Source organism: Clostridium vincentii, from assembly GCF_002995745.1.
GTDB classification, from domain to species: Bacteria; Bacillota; Clostridia; order Clostridiales; family Clostridiaceae; genus Clostridium; species Clostridium vincentii.
In genome coordinates this window covers 1-16,909 of record NZ_PVXQ01000051.1, presented here as the reverse complement: position 1 = coordinate 16,909, position 16,909 = coordinate 1, and the positions used below count along the sequence as shown (strand labels likewise).

At 29.9% G+C, this 16,909-nt stretch carries 17 protein-coding genes, 2 tRNA genes and 1 rRNA gene; 17 read left to right on the top strand and 3 right to left on the bottom strand.

The window, feature by feature from the left end:
- Nucleotides 1-48 precede the first annotated feature (48 nt).
- The 3 genes from CLVI_RS15660 to CLVI_RS15650 all read left to right on the top strand — a co-directional run bounded on the left by CLVI_RS15660 (nt 49) and on the right by CLVI_RS15650 (nt 1,258).
- Nucleotides 49-124 (top strand) — tRNA-Ala (locus CLVI_RS15660).
- 188 nt (nt 125-312) lie between these two features.
- Nucleotides 313-756 carry a hypothetical protein gene (locus tag CLVI_RS15655; RefSeq protein ID WP_106061044.1) on the top strand — a complete coding sequence of 148 codons (444 nt, stop codon included), beginning with the start codon at nt 313-315 and terminating at the stop codon, nt 754-756.
- Nucleotides 757-802: 46 nt separating this feature from the next.
- Nucleotides 803-1,258, top strand: a complete 456-nt coding sequence (locus tag CLVI_RS15650) for a VanZ family protein (protein WP_106061043.1) — start codon at nt 803-805, stop codon at nt 1,256-1,258.
- A gap of 28 nt (nt 1,259-1,286) precedes the next feature.
- Here the strand turns inward: CLVI_RS15650 and CLVI_RS15645 are convergent, their stop codons facing one another.
- Nucleotides 1,287-2,657, bottom strand: a complete 1,371-nt coding sequence (locus CLVI_RS15645; protein WP_106061042.1) for a DUF2334 domain-containing protein — start codon at nt 2,655-2,657, stop codon at nt 1,287-1,289.
- A 196-nt stretch (nt 2,658-2,853) separates the two neighbouring features.
- On the opposite strand from CLVI_RS15645, the gene CLVI_RS15640 reads away from it, so the two are divergent.
- From CLVI_RS15640 to CLVI_RS15600, 9 genes are all read left to right on the top strand, one after another.
- The gene (locus tag CLVI_RS15640; RefSeq protein ID WP_106061041.1) at nt 2,854-4,344 is read left to right on the top strand and encodes a glycosyltransferase family 39 protein; all 1,491 of its coding nucleotides are present in this window, start codon (nt 2,854-2,856) and stop codon (nt 4,342-4,344) included.
- Nucleotides 4,332-5,780, top strand: a complete 1,449-nt coding sequence (locus CLVI_RS15635) for a glycosyltransferase family 39 protein (protein WP_106061040.1) — start codon at nt 4,332-4,334, stop codon at nt 5,778-5,780. Before CLVI_RS15640 ends, CLVI_RS15635 begins: the two co-directional genes overlap by 13 nt.
- Entirely contained in the window at nt 5,777-7,600 is a 1,824-nt protein-coding gene (locus CLVI_RS15630; RefSeq protein WP_106061039.1) for an LTA synthase family protein, read from the top strand. The genes CLVI_RS15635 and CLVI_RS15630 overlap by 4 nt, the downstream gene beginning before the upstream one ends.
- Nucleotides 7,601-7,685: 85 nt before the next feature.
- Nucleotides 7,686-8,651, top strand: a complete 966-nt coding sequence (locus CLVI_RS15625) for a glycosyltransferase family 2 protein (RefSeq protein ID WP_106061038.1) — start codon at nt 7,686-7,688, stop codon at nt 8,649-8,651.
- A 9-nt stretch (nt 8,652-8,660) separates the two neighbouring features.
- Entirely contained in the window at nt 8,661-9,062 is a 402-nt protein-coding gene (locus CLVI_RS15620; protein ID WP_106061037.1) for a GtrA family protein, read from the top strand.
- Nucleotides 9,063-9,344: 282 nt separating this feature from the next.
- Nucleotides 9,345-9,581 carry a hypothetical protein gene (locus CLVI_RS15615; protein WP_106061036.1) on the top strand — a complete coding sequence of 79 codons (237 nt, stop codon included), beginning with the start codon at nt 9,345-9,347 and terminating at the stop codon, nt 9,579-9,581.
- Nucleotides 9,582-9,666: 85 nt separating this feature from the next.
- A complete protein-coding gene (locus CLVI_RS15610) occupies nt 9,667-10,623 on the top strand; it encodes an ROK family protein (RefSeq protein WP_106061035.1) in 957 nt (318 codons plus the stop codon).
- A 262-nt stretch (nt 10,624-10,885) separates the two neighbouring features.
- Entirely contained in the window at nt 10,886-12,133 is a 1,248-nt protein-coding gene (locus CLVI_RS15605) for a competence/damage-inducible protein A (protein ID WP_106061034.1), read from the top strand.
- A 158-nt stretch (nt 12,134-12,291) separates the two neighbouring features.
- The gene (locus tag CLVI_RS15600) at nt 12,292-13,224 is read left to right on the top strand and encodes a CPBP family intramembrane glutamic endopeptidase (RefSeq protein ID WP_106061033.1); all 933 of its coding nucleotides are present in this window, start codon (nt 12,292-12,294) and stop codon (nt 13,222-13,224) included.
- Between the two features lie 54 nt (nt 13,225-13,278).
- On the opposite strand, the gene CLVI_RS15595 is transcribed toward CLVI_RS15600, so the two are convergent.
- Entirely contained in the window at nt 13,279-13,710 is a 432-nt protein-coding gene (locus CLVI_RS15595) for a hypothetical protein (RefSeq protein ID WP_106061032.1), read from the bottom strand.
- A 147-nt stretch (nt 13,711-13,857) separates the two neighbouring features.
- Between CLVI_RS15595 and CLVI_RS15590 the strand changes: the two genes are divergently transcribed.
- From CLVI_RS15590 to CLVI_RS15570, 5 genes are all read left to right on the top strand, one after another.
- Nucleotides 13,858-14,580, top strand: coding sequence for an NAD-dependent protein deacylase (locus CLVI_RS15590; protein WP_106061031.1), 723 nt, complete (start codon nt 13,858-13,860; stop codon nt 14,578-14,580).
- A 177-nt stretch (nt 14,581-14,757) separates the two neighbouring features.
- Nucleotides 14,758-15,066: a 2Fe-2S ferredoxin gene (locus CLVI_RS15585; protein WP_106061030.1), complete on the top strand. Its 309-nt coding sequence runs from the start codon at nt 14,758-14,760 to the stop codon at nt 15,064-15,066.
- A 94-nt stretch (nt 15,067-15,160) separates the two neighbouring features.
- A 5S ribosomal RNA gene (rrf, locus tag CLVI_RS15580) occupies nt 15,161-15,277 on the top strand.
- 5 nt (nt 15,278-15,282) lie between these two features.
- A tRNA-Phe gene (locus CLVI_RS15575) sits at nt 15,283-15,358 on the top strand.
- A gap of 140 nt (nt 15,359-15,498) precedes the next feature.
- Complete coding sequence (locus CLVI_RS15570; RefSeq protein ID WP_106061029.1) at nt 15,499-15,696, top strand: hypothetical protein; 198 nt, start codon at nt 15,499-15,501, stop codon at nt 15,694-15,696.
- Nucleotides 15,697-15,774: 78 nt separating this feature from the next.
- On the opposite strand, the gene CLVI_RS15565 is transcribed toward CLVI_RS15570, so the two are convergent.
- Entirely contained in the window at nt 15,775-16,452 is a 678-nt protein-coding gene (locus CLVI_RS15565) for a uracil-DNA glycosylase (protein WP_106061028.1), read from the bottom strand.
- Nucleotides 16,453-16,909 lie beyond the last annotated feature (457 nt).

Sequence of the window (16,909 nt, the reverse complement as noted above, 5' to 3'; positions counted from 1 at the left end):
TCATAACCGGTAGGTCTAGGGTTCGAATCCCTGAAGGTCCACCATTTTGGGGGTATAGCTCAGTTGGGAGAGCACCTGCCTTGCACGCAGGGGGTCAAGAGTTCGAATCTCTTTACCTCCACCATTATATAGAAACTATGAATTTAATTCATAGTTTTTTTATTTATCAAATTATATATATATCTTTATTAGCAAAATAGAAGAGTTGAGAAGGCTAAAAAAATTGACACATTCAATATAGATATAGAAACATATACAAAGCTATAGAAGCATAGTATATAAATACATCTATTTAAAAGGAGTGCTAAGATAATGATTAGGACTGTTGTGTGTCAAAGAGAAGGCTGTTGTGGAAATAAATTTTATATTGAAACTATAGATAATAATTTGCAACTAACATGTAAAGAATGTGAAACAAAATATTTATTTGATATAAGTTATTATGATTTTATTATGATTTCAAGTTGTTCAAAGTGTAGTAATGATACATTTAAAGTATTTAGAGATGAAGAAAAAGAGGGAGTTTATGCTAAATGCACAGAATGTGGTGGACCACCTGAAAAAATATATATAGATTCAGATGGAATACAAGTTTCATATGAGATTAAATTATTACACGATATTAAGGAATTAATGTATCGGGTAGAGCAAAGAGTATGCAATTTAGAATTGAAGGTAGGAGATCTAGAACGAGGACAAGATGTTTTAGAACAATCTTTAGCATATATAAATAGGTATATAGTAGAAGAGAGATAATTAAGGTAGGTTAATCCATTTATTATATAATTGATTGGAGTATGGAATGATAACTAAAAAGAAGAAAATATTAAGATGGTTACTGCTACTTTCATGGCTAGTGGTAATATTTATAATGTCTCAGCAACCAGGAGAAAAATCAAGCTCACAAAGTGATTTTGTAGTAAGTTTAATTTCATTCATAGGAATAGAAGTAAATGATTCATTTAGAGAAATAGCTACTTTAATTATTAGAAAAGGGGCCCATTTCACTGAATATCTTATATTATTTATATTAGTATACAGATTGATAATATTATATATGAACAGGACTCAGGCCAAAATAGTAGCTGTATTGTTTGTATTTGGATATGCATGTTCCGATGAATTTCACCAGTATTTCATACAAGGAAGAGAAGCAGCCTTCAGAGATGTTATGATTGACACTTCTGGTGGAATAATAGGGTCTTTTATAGTGATGGTATGGGAAAAAATAAAATTAAAAAACACAAAGAGTACTTAAGGAGGATTCCTAGGTACTCTTTATTGATTTACTTATTAATTAATTCTGTTACATGGATAGTTACATAATCATTAGCTTTTATTGATTTTACTATCTTTTGAAGCGGAGAATTATCACAATATTCAAATTCAAATGTATTATTAGATGGGATTATATTAATAAAATCTAATTCTAGGGTTGGATGATAGTATAGACTTGATAATTCGCCAGGTCTAGGATTAGATAATTCTTTTTCAATATAGCTAACATCTAAATTTTTAACATAACTTAAAGGTGTAGGTATATATAAATTTTCATTATCTTTATAAAGTTTATGATATATTAGAGGGTTCTTCGGTTCATAGAGATATTGAAAATATTCTTCCACAATTTTTTTCTGACTACAAGTCGCTCTATAGTGAGGACTTTCGAAAAAAGTATAAGGAATATTTAATGCAATCGCACTGTCAATTGAATTTTCTATAACTTGTCTGGTTTCTGACTCAGAGCTATGATATTTCCATGATAATTCTATGCCATTTAAGCTGGTTTGATCCTCTGATTGATGATCATATCCGTGTAGACCTACTTGTCCACCTTTATTGATTAGATAGTCTAATAGATTGATAAAACCAACATTGTTCATAGAATAATTTGAAAGTAAATCATTATCAATATTATCAGATGGACATTTGTATCTAGGAACCCAAGCAATATGAAATTTCATTCCTTGAGAATTTAAAAATTGACCTATTGCTTTAAACTTTAATTGGTTTATATTAAGTAACATTGAATCACTAGCAGAAAAATCTTCAAGCCTTATAAGAGCAATTTTACCTTGAGATGGCTGAGTCTCAGGTATATTTGAATAGGATGAGGGTAGCAGTAGAGAAACTTCCCTATTATCAAAATCAAAGTTTGCAATTAAATTAAATATATATTCAATATCAGATATAGAGATGTAATTACTGTTGTTCTGTGTTATTATTCCACCTCTTAATTGATAAGTTATTCCATCAATAATGCATTCATCATTAGAAATTATATAATTTGAATCTTGATTAGAAATTATTAGCGAATCACTTTCAGTAGACAATGAATAATTTAATGTACTACAAATAAGTTCTAGCGGAATATAGTATCGCTGAGATTTGTATAAAATAGTTTCAGTATTTAATTTAGTTCCAAGAACACTAATAAATACATCACTAACTTCACTTACTGTCATTTTAGAAAAATTGGATTCAGATTTATAAGAAGATGTGAACTTAGAATCAGGTAATAAATCTGATGTAATAGTATTATCTTTTATAGTTATAAATCCTTGAAAGAAATTAAAATAAAATAGAATTCCGTATGTAAGTAATGAAAGTATTGTTATGGAGAAAATTAGTAAAATGTAATTTTTAGGTTTCTTCATTTTTGCCTCCTTAGGAAAGGGTTGTATTTTCTTTGTGATTATAACATAATTTTAGCACATAAAGAATATATAAGTGCTTTTCAAATAAGTTTAATATAAATGAAAGTATTAATAATATTTTAAGATATATAAAAGGAAATATTTTATATTTAATGATATAATTAAATTTAGTTGTCATGTTAAGGAAGGGAAGTTAATGTTTAAGAAGTTAGATAAGAAAACAAAAAAAGATAATCGAATATATAAAGGATTTATAGGATTTGTATTAGCAGCTTTATCTATATTAATACTACTAATTGTTAATGGAAGTTTTAATCAGTTATCTTCATATAATGGTAGCATTAGTAGTGTAGATATTGTTTTTTGTATGGTTTCTATAATTACTATTGCTATAGTGTATATATCTTATAAAATTGGTATAGCGAGTAAATTTATACTAATAGTTATTATAGCTTTGGGATTAGTAGTAAGGATACTTTATGCTTTTAATATAGAGAGTATACCAGTGTCAGATTTTGCAGTAATGTATGATACAGCGGGAAAAATTTTAGAAGGTGATATTTCAATGCTATGGGGTAACGAATATATAGCAAGGTTCCCTCATATTACAATACCCACACTATATTATGCAGCTATAAGATATGTATTTACAAATTCTTTATCAGTAATTAAGGGAATCAATGTACTTGCATCTACCTGTAATATATTTATTATTTATAAAATTACAGAAGAATTATTTAGTGATAGAGCAAAAGCGATGGCCGCTGCACTAATTACTGCATTATATCCACCCCTAATACTTTATACGGCTGTATTTAGTACAGAAAATATAGCAATGCCCTTTTTATTATTAGCAATATATATGTTTATAATGTTTGTAAAGAGGGATAATAATTGGAAGATTCTTGTATTATCAGCTTTATCATTATCTGTGGGAAATTTATTTAGGATGGTAGGACAAATAATATTAGTTGCATTTATCTTATATATAATAATTTCCTATAAGGAAAAAGTTAAGAGCAAACTAGTTGCAGTGTTTATCTTAATTAGTATGTTTTTGATTCCATTAATTGGCGTAAGTTTCTCATTACAATATAGTGGGATTATGGAATACCAATTATGGAAAGGGAGTGAACCTAATTTAACTAATATTGTTAAGGGGTTAAATGTCGAAAATAATGGACGTTGGAATTTAGAAGATGAAGGAATATCAAAAAAATATAATTTTGATTATGAAAAGATAGAAGAAGTATGCAAAAATATAATATGGAATAGACTAACAACTACGCCTAAGGGAGAATTATTAAACTTCTTTGCCAATAAGTATAGTAGTCAATGGTGTGTGGGAGATTTCTCAGGGGCCTATTGGGCTGAGCATAGTGTCGAAGAGGATGCTATAGGGATTAAATTCAGCGAAAATGGAGTGTGGTTTGGGCAATTGTTCTTTGTAATATTAATAAGTTTAAGCTATATTGGGTTACTTAATATTAAAGAAGTAAATCAGAACAGACCTTTAAGTCTTATATATTATATATTCTGTGGATATTCAATACTATATTTAGTAAGTGAAAACCAAGCAAGGTATGGATTTATAGTATGTTGGATATTCATTTTAATGGCTATGGTTGGCATAGATTTAATACAAAAAATTGGGACTCTGGAGAGGGATAAATTATGGAAAAAATAAGTAAAGGATTTACTACATTTATGGTAACAGCACTAAAAATACTATTAGTTTGTGCTCTAATAGCAAGTGTAGGCTTTATATTTACTATAGTGTATGAATTTAATATTAGTGCAGTGATAGTTTTAGGGATAAGCTGTTCTACAATATATTTAGGACATAAGTTAGTTAAAAGTAATATTTCTGATAATAAGAAGATAGGTATTGTATTGCTTTGGGCTATAGTTATTAGAACCTTATGGTTACTCAATGTTAATAGTGTTCCTAACTCAGATTATAAAACAATGTATTCAGCGGCACAAAGTTTTATTTCAGGAGATAATAGCATGTTTTGGGGAACTTCTTATATAGCAAGGTTTCCACATTTAACAATGATGGTGTTATACATGGGATTTATGAGAAATATATTTCCTGTAGAAAATCTTATAGCTATGAAGGCAGTCAATCTATTCCTAGGGGTTACAGTTATATTATTAATTTATTTGATAATAAGAAAAATATTTAAGAATAGAACATATGGAATGTACGCAGCTATAATAGCATCTATATTTCCACCATTAGTAACTTATACTGGCGTGTTTTGTACTGAGAATATAGCGATCCCATTTTATTTATTAAGTATATATTTATTTATAGTTGGTATAAAAGATAAAAAACATTGGTGGATATTAAGTCTTTGTGGAATTACTTTAGCAATTGGAAACTTATTTAGAATGGTGGCTTTAGTAGTAGTAATTGCATATGTGATGTATATAATTTTATATACCACAGAGAAAGTTAGAATGAAAATTAGAAATATTCTAGTTATAGGAGCATCTTATGGTTTAATAATATGTACTGTAAGTGGGGTGTTGCAAGTCCTGCAAATTACTGAATACCCTCTTTGGAGTGGGAGCGAGCCAGGAATAACAAATGTTCTAAAAGGGACTAATTATGAAAGTGGAGGAGCTTGGAATCCAGAAGATGCTGCGTTACCAGAGCAGTATAATTATGATTATGATATAATTGAAGAAAAAAGCAGAGATATTATAGTAGAGAGGTTAACAACCACACCTCCTGTAAAATTATTTGGATTTTATGTAAAAAAATTTGTTCTACAGTGGAATCAAGGTGATTTAGCAGGTGTTTTTTGGACTGAAAGAGATGTCCCAGAAGATGAGATAATAGTAGGATTTGGAGGCGGCGGCACAGGGGTTCTGCAACTTATATATGTTGTAGTGATGGTCCTTTCATTAATTGGACTGTTTAACAGAAAAAAAATAGATGAGAAACCAGAGATAAAATTGTTTCACTTATTATTATGTGGATATGGATTAATGTATTTAATAACGGAATACCAATCAAGATACGCATATATAGTATGTTGGTTATTTATTATTTTGAGTGTAGTTGGGATAGATTCACTTTTAAAAAGATTTAACAAATTGGAGGAAAGATGACTAAAAAATTTAAAACAAAGAAACCATTGAATAAAAAAATACTTATCATGATTGGATTTTTTATATTACTATATTTTAAAAGTACTATATTTACTTTTATTGGAGCATCAGATTCAGGGACAAGTATCAATGCAATAGGGATACAAATATATTTGATAATACCTCATTTAGCAATACTAGGCTTAATAATTTTTCCTGCACTTTTATTTAAGGAAAAGGGCAGAACAAGATATTTAATATGTATAGACATTATATATTCCATATTGCTTATTGCAGACCTTTGGTATTATAGAGCAAGTGGTTATTACTTAGGATTTAAATATATAGTATATAGCGATCTATTTAATCCATTAGGACGAAGTTTATTTAATCCTAACATTATTGATTTGATATTATTGATAGATATTCCTATTATTATTCTAGCTAGTTATAGAATAAAAGATAAGTTGAATATTAAAAGGAATATAAAAAATGCTATTATTGGACTGGGAACATGTTTAATAATTGTACTTAGTTGGCATTATTTATTTGATATTAAAAGAATTGCGGGTGGGACAGTTAGATTTATGCAAGAAGATTGGGATGCATCATGGAATCCATCAACAAGAGCTATGTATAGGTCCCCTTTAGGAGATCATTTTTACGAAGGATATACTACCTTGAAGAAAACTATGGTAAAGGATGATGATGAAAAGAAAGTTGAAGCTGAAGAATGGCTTAAGTGGAACGATGAGGATTTGCCTGATAATGAATATAAAGGTCTGGCTAAGGGGAAGAATGTTGTATTTCTTCAAATTGAGGCTTTAGAAGACTTTGTTATAAATCAGAAGGTATACAATCAAGAGATAACACCTAATTTAAACAAGATAGTAAAAGAAGGGTTATATTTTAATAATATATATGAACAAAATAATGCAGGGAATAGCATTGATTGTGATGTCATGGCTAATGCAAGTATGTTAACGTTAGGGGATTCAATTACCCTTTTAACTCATCCTGAAGTTAAATATAATTCATTAGCTAGAGTTCTTGGTGAAGACGGGTATACGACAGTCTCCTCACATGTAGAAAGAGCAGGGGACTGGGATTGGTTAGAAGCTCATAAAGCCGCATTAGGATTTCAGACTTCTTGGGATATTAATGAGTATAATGTAGATGAATATGTTGGATTTGGATTATCAGATAAAAGCCTATACACACAATTTAGTGATAAGATAAGTAAATTGCAAGAACCGTTTTTTGCTACAGTACCAACATTATCAAGTCATGGACCTTTTGATATTAAAGACCAGTATAGGGAATTAGATTTGCCCGAAGCGCTAGACAGTAATAAATTGGGAGGTTACTTTCAAAGTATTTATTATGCTGATAAGCAAATTGGTGCTTTTCTTGAAATGTTAGAGGAAAAAGGGTTAATGGAGAATACTATAGTAGTTATATATGGAGATCATGGTGGTATACATAAATATTATATGGAGGACGTAGAAGCTAGTGATATGCCAGGAGATTGGTGGCAAGAATATGAGAAACAAATACCATTTATAGTTTATGGCAAAGATTTACCTGCAAATACAATTGAATCGGTTGGAGGTCATATAGATATTATGCCAACGGTATCCTATTTGCTTGGAGTTGAAACAAATAATACTCCTATGGGAAGAAATCTGCTGAATACAAATAGAAATGCCACAGTAATTAAAGGTGGTACTGTAGTTGGAACTCCTACAGAAGAGGAAAAAGTAAAATTAGAGCAGGCTTATGATGTTGCAGATTATTTAATTAAAAGTAATTATTTTGAAAAATCAGGAAAAGTGGATTAAATTTATAATAGATACTATATAGGTTTGGGACTAAAGTAACTACTTTTTAAGAAGTTAAATATTAGTTTGATTTGGAGGTAGAGGTATGAAACAAACATTGTATTTAGTTATACCATGTTACAACGAAGAAGAAGTTTTGCAAGAAACTGCAAAAAGACTACTAGAGAAAATATCCTTTATGATGGAAAAGGACCAAATTACAAGAGAAAGTAAAATAATGTTCGTGAATGATGGGTCTAAGGATAAAACCTGGAATATAATCGAGGAACTTCACTCCAAAAATAATATATTTAGTGGAGTGAACCTATCAAGGAATAAAGGTCATCAGAATGCATTGGTAGCAGGGCTTATGACTGCAAAGGATTATGCGGATATGACTATATCATTAGATGCAGATTTACAGGATGATATTGAAGTAATAGATAAATTTGTAGAGGAATATTATAACGGAAGTGATATTGTATATGGAGTTCGGTCCTCTAGAAAAACAGATAGTTTCTTTAAGAAAACTACTGCGTTGGCATTTTATAAGCTTATGAATGGGCTTGGAGTAGATGTAATGTATAATCATGCAGATTATAGATTGATGAGTAAAAGGGCCTTAGAGGGATTAAGTGAGTTTAAGGAAGTTAACTTATTTTTAAGAGGAATAGTTCCTTTAATAGGATATAAATATTCAGTTGTAGAATATGAGAGGCATGAGAGGTTTGCTGGAGAATCTAAGTACCCTTTAAGTAAAATGCTGGCTTTTGCATGGGATGGTATAACATCTTTTAGCATTAAACCAATAAGAATAATTACGGGATTAGGATTTTTTATATTCGCAGTAAGTTTTGTTGCATTAATATATTCAGTGGTAGTGAATCTCCGAGGAAATACTGTCACTGGCTGGACTTCACTTACGGTATCGATTTGGATGATTGGTGGAATACAACTTTTGTCTCTTGGAGTTATAGGAGAATATGTTGGGAAAATATACAATGAAACAAAGAAAAGACCGAGATACATAATTGCAGATAAACTTATAGAGCAAGTAAAGAAAGATAATTAGGTATGATATATGAATAGTTTTGTTAAAAATCTTAAAAAAACGTTCTTTTCACGAGAATTCATTAGTTTTGTGATAATTGGGGTTATTAATACCTTTAACGGAGTAGTTTTCGCTTATATTTATTCTAACCTTTTAAATGAAAATTTAGCATTTATATTTGGCTATATTTCAGGATTAATTATTTCTTATATATTAAATAGTAAAATAACCTTTAAAGAAGAACTAAAGTTAATAACATTTGTTAGATTTGCAGTATCCAATATTCCAAACTTTATTATTCAAAATATAGTAGTAATAGTAGTTTTTAATATAATGGGATGGCATAAGCTTATAGCTTTTGGTCTAGCAGCCGCTATTGGTATGCCAGTTACATTTATTTTAATTAAACTATTTGCCTTTGACAAAAAGTAAATCAGTTTAATATATAGTGTATTATGTTTATTTAAGGATTTAAAGTCATATGTAGTAGAAATAGGGTGAAATTAAAAATTATTAGAAAAGCTAAAGAAATAAAAGAGCTTAGAAATCAAGAATAACATTTAAGGAAAGAGGGTATAAAATATTATACTCTCTTTTTTTGATTTACATGAATAGAAGACGATAATATGGATAAAATAAATGTAATAATTAAATACTTTAATAAAGAAAAAGAATAAATATTAACGAGAGATTAATGTGTTTTAGGAGGATAAGATGTCAGATTATAAAATGGATATTAGAGGATATGTTGGGTTAAGTGAATTTAGTAATATATATGATTACCTGGGAGTAGTAGACAAAAATGATAGCTTTACAATGACTGTAGATACTACTAATGATACTGAAATTAATATGATTAATTCCATGTTAAAGGATAATAGCTTTTATATTTCTGAAGAAGGGTATGATGTTTCGGGCATTTACCATATAAGTGCATATAAAATTCAATAAATTAGAGTCTAGGGGGTATCTTTTTTTTGTATTTAAAATTAAAATAGTAATATAAATAATTATTTTACTATTTTAGGAGGATTATATGAAAAAGTATGTTATTGGTATTGATTTAGGAGGCACTAAAATAAGTACTGCCTTATCTACATTAGAAGGAAAAATAATAAAAAATGTAGTTATTCCCACAAATGCACAAGATGGAGAAGTGGCTGTGTTAAATAGAATGATTGGAACAATAGAAAACGTTTTAGTACAAGCAAATGCAACTAAAAACGATGTTCACGCTATAGGAATTGGTTCGCCAGGCCCATTAGATTCAAATAAAGGAATTATTATTACTACTCCTAATTTGCCTTTTAAGAATTGCAATGTAGTACAACCTATAAAAGATAAGTTCAACATACCTGTATATTTAGATAATGATGCAAATGTTGCAGCAATTGGAGAGTTTATGTTTGGAGCAGGTAAAGGCAAAGAGAACATAGTATATTTTACCGTAAGTACTGGAGTTGGTGGTGGAGTTATTTTAAATGGCAACATATATAGAGGGAATACTTGTAATGCTCTTGAAATAGGTCATATTACTCTAGATCCTAATGGGCCAAGATGTAATTGTGGTAACTTAGGATGTTTAGAAGCTTTATCTTCTGGAACTGCAATAGGTAAAAGAGGATCAGAAGCTGTATCTACAAATGTTGAAACCTCTTTAAGAAAGTATGATAAAGTGACATCTTATGAAGTATTTAAAGAAGCAGAAGCTGGGGATGAAGTATCGAAGGATATAGTAGATAATGCTTTGAACTATCTTGGTATTGGAGTTGCAAACGCAGTAGCTATATTTGATCCACAAATGGTTATAATAGGTGGAGGAGTTACACAAGTTGGAGATAAACTATTTAATAGGGTAAGAGAGGTCGTTAATAAAAGATGTTTTAAAAACATGGCAGAAAGCTGCGAAATTGTTCCAGCAGGTTTAGGTATTAATGCAGGTGTTGTAGGAGCCGTTGCTTTGGCAATATTAGAAAGTGGAAAAAACGACTAAATTCATGAATAATTAAAAGCTACACTACATATCTTATAAGTGTAGTCATTAAATTTTATTTTCCCATACATATTATATAAAACTATATTATTAAAATTTAAAATACAAACTGATATAGTGGGGGAAAAAATTTATTATATATACGCTATCCCTAAGAAATCTGGGATAGCTCATGTGCTGAAACTTTAAGGGGGCAATTGCCTCCTTAAATTTATTTTATGATATAATAGATACACGAAATAAAAAGATAAGAGGTGACAATATGAAAGCAGAAATATTAGCAGTTGGAACGGAAATATTACTAGGAGATATAGTAAATACGAATGCTCAATTTTTATCAAAGGAATTAGCATCAATAGGAATATCAGTTTATCGTCAAGAAGTTATTGGAGATAATGAAGATAGGTTGTTAGAAGCCTTTGAAGAGGCTTTCAAGAGAAGCGACGTAATAATCACAACTGGAGGCCTTGGACCTACAGGAGACGATTTAACCAAGGAGACTGCATGTAAATACTTTGGCATGGAGATGGTATTACATGAGGAATCATATGAAGCATTAAAAGGATTTTTCAGTAAAATAAAGAAAGAAATTTCACAGAGCAATATGAAACAAGTTTATTTTCCTAAGGAAGGAATAGTATTGTCAAATCCTAATGGAACTGCACCGGGTGCTATATTAAAAAAGGATAATAAAACTATAATTATATTACCTGGACCTCCAAAAGAAATGAAACCTATGTATCTAAATCACGTTAAAAATTATCTAATGCCAGAGGGATTTGGAGTTATTAAATCTGAGGTAGTAAGGATTTTAGGGTTAGGTGAAAGTACTGCTGCAGAAAAACTAAAGGATATTATAGATGCTGGAGTAAATCCAACTATTGCACCTTATGCGAAGCAAGAGGATGTTATTTTTAGAATTACTGCAAGTGGCAAAACTGAAGAGGAAGCATTAGAAATAATTAAGCCTATTAAGGAAAAGGTAAAGGCAAGATTAGGAATAGACTGCTATGGTGAAGGTGAAGATAATACAATAGAACAAGTTGTAGGGACTTTATTAATAGAGAGAGATCTAAGTATTTCTACTGCAGAATCTTGTACCGGTGGAATGATTGCTAGTAGACTAGTAGCGTATCCGGGAATATCGCAGGTGTTTTTAGAGGGAGCAGTAACCTACTCTAATGAATCTAAGACAAGAACCCTTGGTGTATCATGTGAAACATTAGAAAAATATGGTGCAGTAAGTGAACAAATAGCCAAGGAAATGGCTTTAGGAATTGCTAACAGAACAGATTCAGATGTATCTGTTGTAACAACAGGAATAGCTGGACCTGGTGGGGGAACTAAAGAAAAACCTGTTGGACTGGTTTATATAGGCTTGTACTATAAAGGGGCGGTTAAAGCATATAGATATGAATTTAACGGAGACCGAGATAAGATAAGAACAAGTGCATCTATCAAGGCATTGGATAAGGTAAGACGAGTAATATTAGAAGGTAAATTGCTTTAATATAGAATCAATCCCTCTTATAAATTAATTATAAGAGGGATTGAAACATATATAAATAAAATGGGGGAGAGGCGATTATAAAAGCATATCGCTTCATTTATTATTATTCCCATAGAATTAAATAAATATACAGTATAAATAAATTAGGAGGAGAATAAATGAAGAAAGTTACCAAAGCTAATTTATATTTTTTAATATTATTGCTTATTGAAATAATAGGACCATATGGTATGAGAGAAATATATATAGCTACAGGGGTTAGAGACTTTAGAGTTGTTCAAGCAGTATCTTCTATAGTATTAATATTATTACCTGCAATAATATATATTTTAGTAACTAAAGGTAAATTTAAACAGATTTTAAGATTAAATAAGTTATCTTTTAAAAACATAATGCTTACTATAATAATAGCAATTATTTGTACACCATTATCATGGTGCCTTTCAATGATAGGCGTAATGTTTTTTGAAAATAATATTGGCGCTTTCATGACCGAGGTATCTACATCTACCCCTTTAATTGTAATGGTACTTCTAATGGCAGTTATGCCGGCAATAATAGAAGAGATTAGTTTAAGAGGGGTCGTGCTGTGGGGCTATAATGGACAAAGTAAGGTCAAGGCTGCTTTATTTACAGGAGTATTCTTTGGAATATTACACTTAGATGGGCATCAGTTCTTAGGGGCGGCAGTACTAGGGTTTGTAATGGCCTATGTAGTTAGAGTAACAAATAGCATTTTTTCATCAATGATAATACACTTTATAATAAATGGGTCCTCAGTGATGATACTAGCGAAAAGTTTAAGCATGACTAATAGTGAAGAGGCTATAGAGCGGGCTCAGAGTTTGGATATAACACAAATATCTCTAGATATAAAAATGATGATTATAATGGGTGTTACTGTAATAGGAATTTGTTTATTTGGATTAATATTTAAATTGATTCAGGAGATGGAAAAAAAGAACTTATATACTACGCCTGAGATGGAAGAGCGTGCAGAGGTAAAGTCATTAGAAAAGGGTGGGTTAATAAATATACCTTTATTATTAATTATAATAGTATATTTATTGGTTATGGTTTTAAAAATATAAAAGGATTGATATGTTTACACTTATGAATATAAGTAATAACATATCAATCCTTTTTCATATCTCAGTAATGCTTGGAAGCGTATCATAGAATGTTAAAAAATTTATAGACATAACCCAGCCTCTACAGTTTATATTACTATCAGTAGGTAGATCTACATAAAACCAAATAGTATTATTAATAATACACTGATCTAGAATATGTACTTCCATTTTTATATTAGTCCTATGCATTAGTATTGTGTTTTCTATAGGACATAGAAAGATAGAAGTTTTTTCTTTAATAATACCTAATAATTTTGATGGAGTAGAAAATGCTACTTTTATAGTACTCTTATCAATTCCATATTTTGATAATTTTTCTTTTAAACTGCTATTAGATTTATTTGAAACTATTAACTGATGTTTTAGAAGAGAATATTTCCTATCGTAATAGAATATAATTAGAAAAATTATTGCTATTAAAATAATAAATAAAATATATTTCATAAATTTACTCCTTTAGGATGTACAGTATTAATATATTTTTTAATTATTGAAATCATACCTTATATTATAACTATTTATAATAAATTCGAAACATAAGCTGGGTTGATTTGTAAACTTTTTTAATTATAATGGTATTGAGGTGGTTATATGTTAGTTAATAAACTTAAAGAGATAATAGATAAATCAAATAATATTGTTTTCTTTGGAGGTGCTGGAATAAGCACTGAATCAGGAATACCAGATTTTAGATCCGGGGATGGATTATACAATGTTGTAGAAAATAGAAAATACCCTCCAGAAGAAATGCTTAGTCATAGCTTTTTTAATTCAAACACAAAGGAGTTTTATGATTTTTATAGAGAAAAAATGATATATCCAAATGCAAAACCTAATGCAGCTCATATAGCTTTAGCTAAATTAGAGGAAATGGGTAAATTAAAAGCTGTTATTACTCAAAATATAGATGGACTCCATCAAGCTGCCGGTAGCAAAAATGTTTTTGAACTACATGGTTCGGTTCTTAGAAATTACTGCATTAGCTGCAATACATTTCAGGATTTAGATTTTATCATTAATTCTAAGGATATTCCCAAATGTCCTCATTGTGGCGGCGTGGTTAAGCCAGATGTAGTCTTATATGAGGAAGGACTTGATAAGAATATCATAAATGAAGCTGTAAATGTCATTATAAATGCTGAGGTTTTAATTATTGGGGGAACTTCGCTTGCAGTCTATCCTGCTGCATCCTTAATTAGATACTATGGAGGAAATAAATTAATTTTAATAAATAAATCATCTACTCAATATGATAATAAAGCTGATTTGATTATAAATGATAGTATTGGAAAAGTGATGAGTGAAATAATATAAATTATAACTTTTAATTCTAATGAAAATGCTTAAAAAACTTTATTTGTTTTATAATTTATTAGAGAAATACTTAAAAATCAAGGGCTTTTACTATTTCAGTAGAATCAATTGATAGGGTCGGATTTAGATGGTAAAATGGGGGAAAGATTTTACTATATAAATGAGGGGGCAATTAAAATGATTGATATTAAGCACCATATATTCGTTTGTACAAGCTGCAGAGTTAATGGAATGCAAAAAGGACTATGCTATACGAAGGATTCAGTACAGGTTGTACAAAAATTCATGGAGGAAGTTGAAGATAGAGATTTAATAAATGAAGTAATGGTAACTAATACAGGGTGTTTTGGAATATGTAATAAGGGCCCTATTGTTGTTGTTTATCCAGAAGGAACTTGGTATGGAAATGTTACGGTTAACGACGTGGAAAAGATTGTAGAACAACACATCGAAGGAGGGCAAGTAGTTAAAGAATTAGTCATTTAAAAACATAAAAGATTGGCTACAATTGTGCAGCCAGTCTTCTATAATAAAAAAAAGTTTGACATAATATTGTTTAACATATATAATACAACTTGTATCTGGTGATGATGGCGTAGAGGTAACACTCCTTTCCATTCCGAACAGGAAAGTTAAGCTCTACAGCGTCAATGGTACTGCATGGGCAACTGTGTGGGAGAGTAGAACGTTGCCAGGTGAAATGGCTCGATAGCTCAGTCGGTAGAGCAGAGGACTGAAAATCCTCGTGTCCCTGGTTCGATTCCTGGTCGAGCCACCAAAAAAGCACTAACTTTTTGTTAGTGCTTTTTTTATACATAAAAAATTAATAATCTTTAAGAATTACTTAAGGAATGCTTAAGAACTTAAGAGTACTATAATAATATAGACTAAAAAGTATTTGAGAGAAGCGTGAGCAAGATGTTAGAAAAAATCAGTGTATCAGAAAAACAATATGAAAATATAGCCAAAGGAATAGCCTGGGGAGTAGGAGTAGGAACCTTAATAGGCCTAATAATAGGAAATGTTGCTCTGTGGTTTGCTATTGGTGGTGTTCTAGGAATAATATCATCTTTAATTTATTCGTTCTTTAACAAACATACAAATAAAAATTCATAAGATCCTTTTTATATAAAATCACATAAAAATAGCTATCCTTAATTTATTATTAAGGATAGCTATTTTGATATGTAATTTTTATATATTATCTATTTGCCAATCAATGGGCTGTTTGTCTACACTAATTAAAAAATTGTTAGTTTTTGAGAAAGGCTTACTTCCTATAAAACCTCTAGTAGCTGAAAGTGGACTTGGATGAACTGATTGTAAAATAAAATGATTCTTATTTGTAATAAGAATTTTCTTACTTATAGCATTATTTCCCCATAAAATAAACACAATAGGATCTTTTCTTTCGTTAAGGGCAGATATAATTTTATCAGTAAAGATAGTCCATCCTTTATTTTTATGTGAATTTGCATTTCCAGATTGAACTGTAAGAACTGTATTTAAAAGAAGAACCCCCTCATCAGCCCATTTTTTCAGATATCCATTGTTAGGAATATAACAACCTAGATCTGTATTAAGCTCTTTAAAAATGTTTCTTAAAGATGGAGGAGTTGTAACTCCAGGCTTAACAGAAAAACTTAAGCCATGAGCTTGATTAGGTCCATGATAGGGATCTTGCCCTAAAATTACAACTTTCACATCATTATAGTCGGTATAATGAAGTGAATTAAAAATATTATACATATCAGGATATACTACGTTATCTCTATACTCAGAAACAAGAAACTTTCTTAGATCTTTATAATATGGTTTTTCAAATTCATCCATTAATAACGCATTCCAATGGTTTTTAAATATAGCTTTCATAATTATCACCCATAAGTAGTATAACATATAGAAAATTTGAAGATGTGACCTAGAGCTGGGCTTAGCTATTACATAGAAGTTTTATTATAAGTAGAATGTTATGATAAAGTATTTAAACACATCCAAGCGTATCGGCATATGAAAGAAAGACCATTATGGGATAATATGAAGAATTGGATAGATAATGTCTAAAAAACAATTATATTGGAGTTTTAATATACAGTACATCGTGGTAATATAAGTCTTGTCGCTAAGACAGACGAGGAAACGACAAAATAACAAATATTAAATAGGTTGTTGACAAGTCGAAAAAACGGTGATAAGATGAGAAAGTCGCTTAAGGGTGGCAAACAAATTGGTCTTTGAAAATTGAACAGATATTAATTAAGTTAAAAACCAGCAATTCTTTTTTATGAGTAAGTTTTTGAGTAGATTAAACTTTTTATTGAGAGTTTGA

Bases quoted from the DNA above. Each gene is read 5' to 3' on its own strand.
- CLVI_RS15565 (WP_106061028.1), bottom strand. From the start codon at position 16,452: ATGAAAGCTATATTTAAAAACCATTGGAATGCGTTATTAATGGATGAA.
- CLVI_RS15630 (WP_106061039.1), top strand. From the start codon at position 5,777: ATGACTAAAAAATTTAAAACAAAGAAACCATTGAATAAAAAAATACTT.
- CLVI_RS15610 (WP_106061035.1), top strand. From the start codon at position 9,667: ATGAAAAAGTATGTTATTGGTATTGATTTAGGAGGCACTAAAATAAGT.
- CLVI_RS15625 (WP_106061038.1), top strand. From the start codon at position 7,686: ATGAAACAAACATTGTATTTAGTTATACCATGTTACAACGAAGAAGAA.
- CLVI_RS15620 (WP_106061037.1), top strand. From the start codon at position 8,661: ATGAATAGTTTTGTTAAAAATCTTAAAAAAACGTTCTTTTCACGAGAA.
- CLVI_RS15655 (WP_106061044.1), top strand. From the start codon at position 313: ATGATTAGGACTGTTGTGTGTCAAAGAGAAGGCTGTTGTGGAAATAAA.
- CLVI_RS15640 (WP_106061041.1), top strand. From the start codon at position 2,854: ATGTTTAAGAAGTTAGATAAGAAAACAAAAAAAGATAATCGAATATAT.
- CLVI_RS15635 (WP_106061040.1), top strand. From the start codon at position 4,332: ATGGAAAAAATAAGTAAAGGATTTACTACATTTATGGTAACAGCACTA.
- CLVI_RS15605 (WP_106061034.1), top strand. From the start codon at position 10,886: ATGAAAGCAGAAATATTAGCAGTTGGAACGGAAATATTACTAGGAGAT.
- CLVI_RS15570 (WP_106061029.1), top strand. From the start codon at position 15,499: ATGTTAGAAAAAATCAGTGTATCAGAAAAACAATATGAAAATATAGCC.
- CLVI_RS15585 (WP_106061030.1), top strand. From the start codon at position 14,758: ATGATTGATATTAAGCACCATATATTCGTTTGTACAAGCTGCAGAGTT.
- CLVI_RS15600 (WP_106061033.1), top strand. From the start codon at position 12,292: ATGAAGAAAGTTACCAAAGCTAATTTATATTTTTTAATATTATTGCTT.
- CLVI_RS15645 (WP_106061042.1), bottom strand. From the start codon at position 2,657: ATGAAGAAACCTAAAAATTACATTTTACTAATTTTCTCCATAACAATA.
- CLVI_RS15595 (WP_106061032.1), bottom strand. From the start codon at position 13,710: ATGAAATATATTTTATTTATTATTTTAATAGCAATAATTTTTCTAATT.
- CLVI_RS15590 (WP_106061031.1), top strand. From the start codon at position 13,858: ATGTTAGTTAATAAACTTAAAGAGATAATAGATAAATCAAATAATATT.
- CLVI_RS15650 (WP_106061043.1), top strand. From the start codon at position 803: ATGATAACTAAAAAGAAGAAAATATTAAGATGGTTACTGCTACTTTCA.
- CLVI_RS15615 (WP_106061036.1), top strand. From the start codon at position 9,345: ATGTCAGATTATAAAATGGATATTAGAGGATATGTTGGGTTAAGTGAA.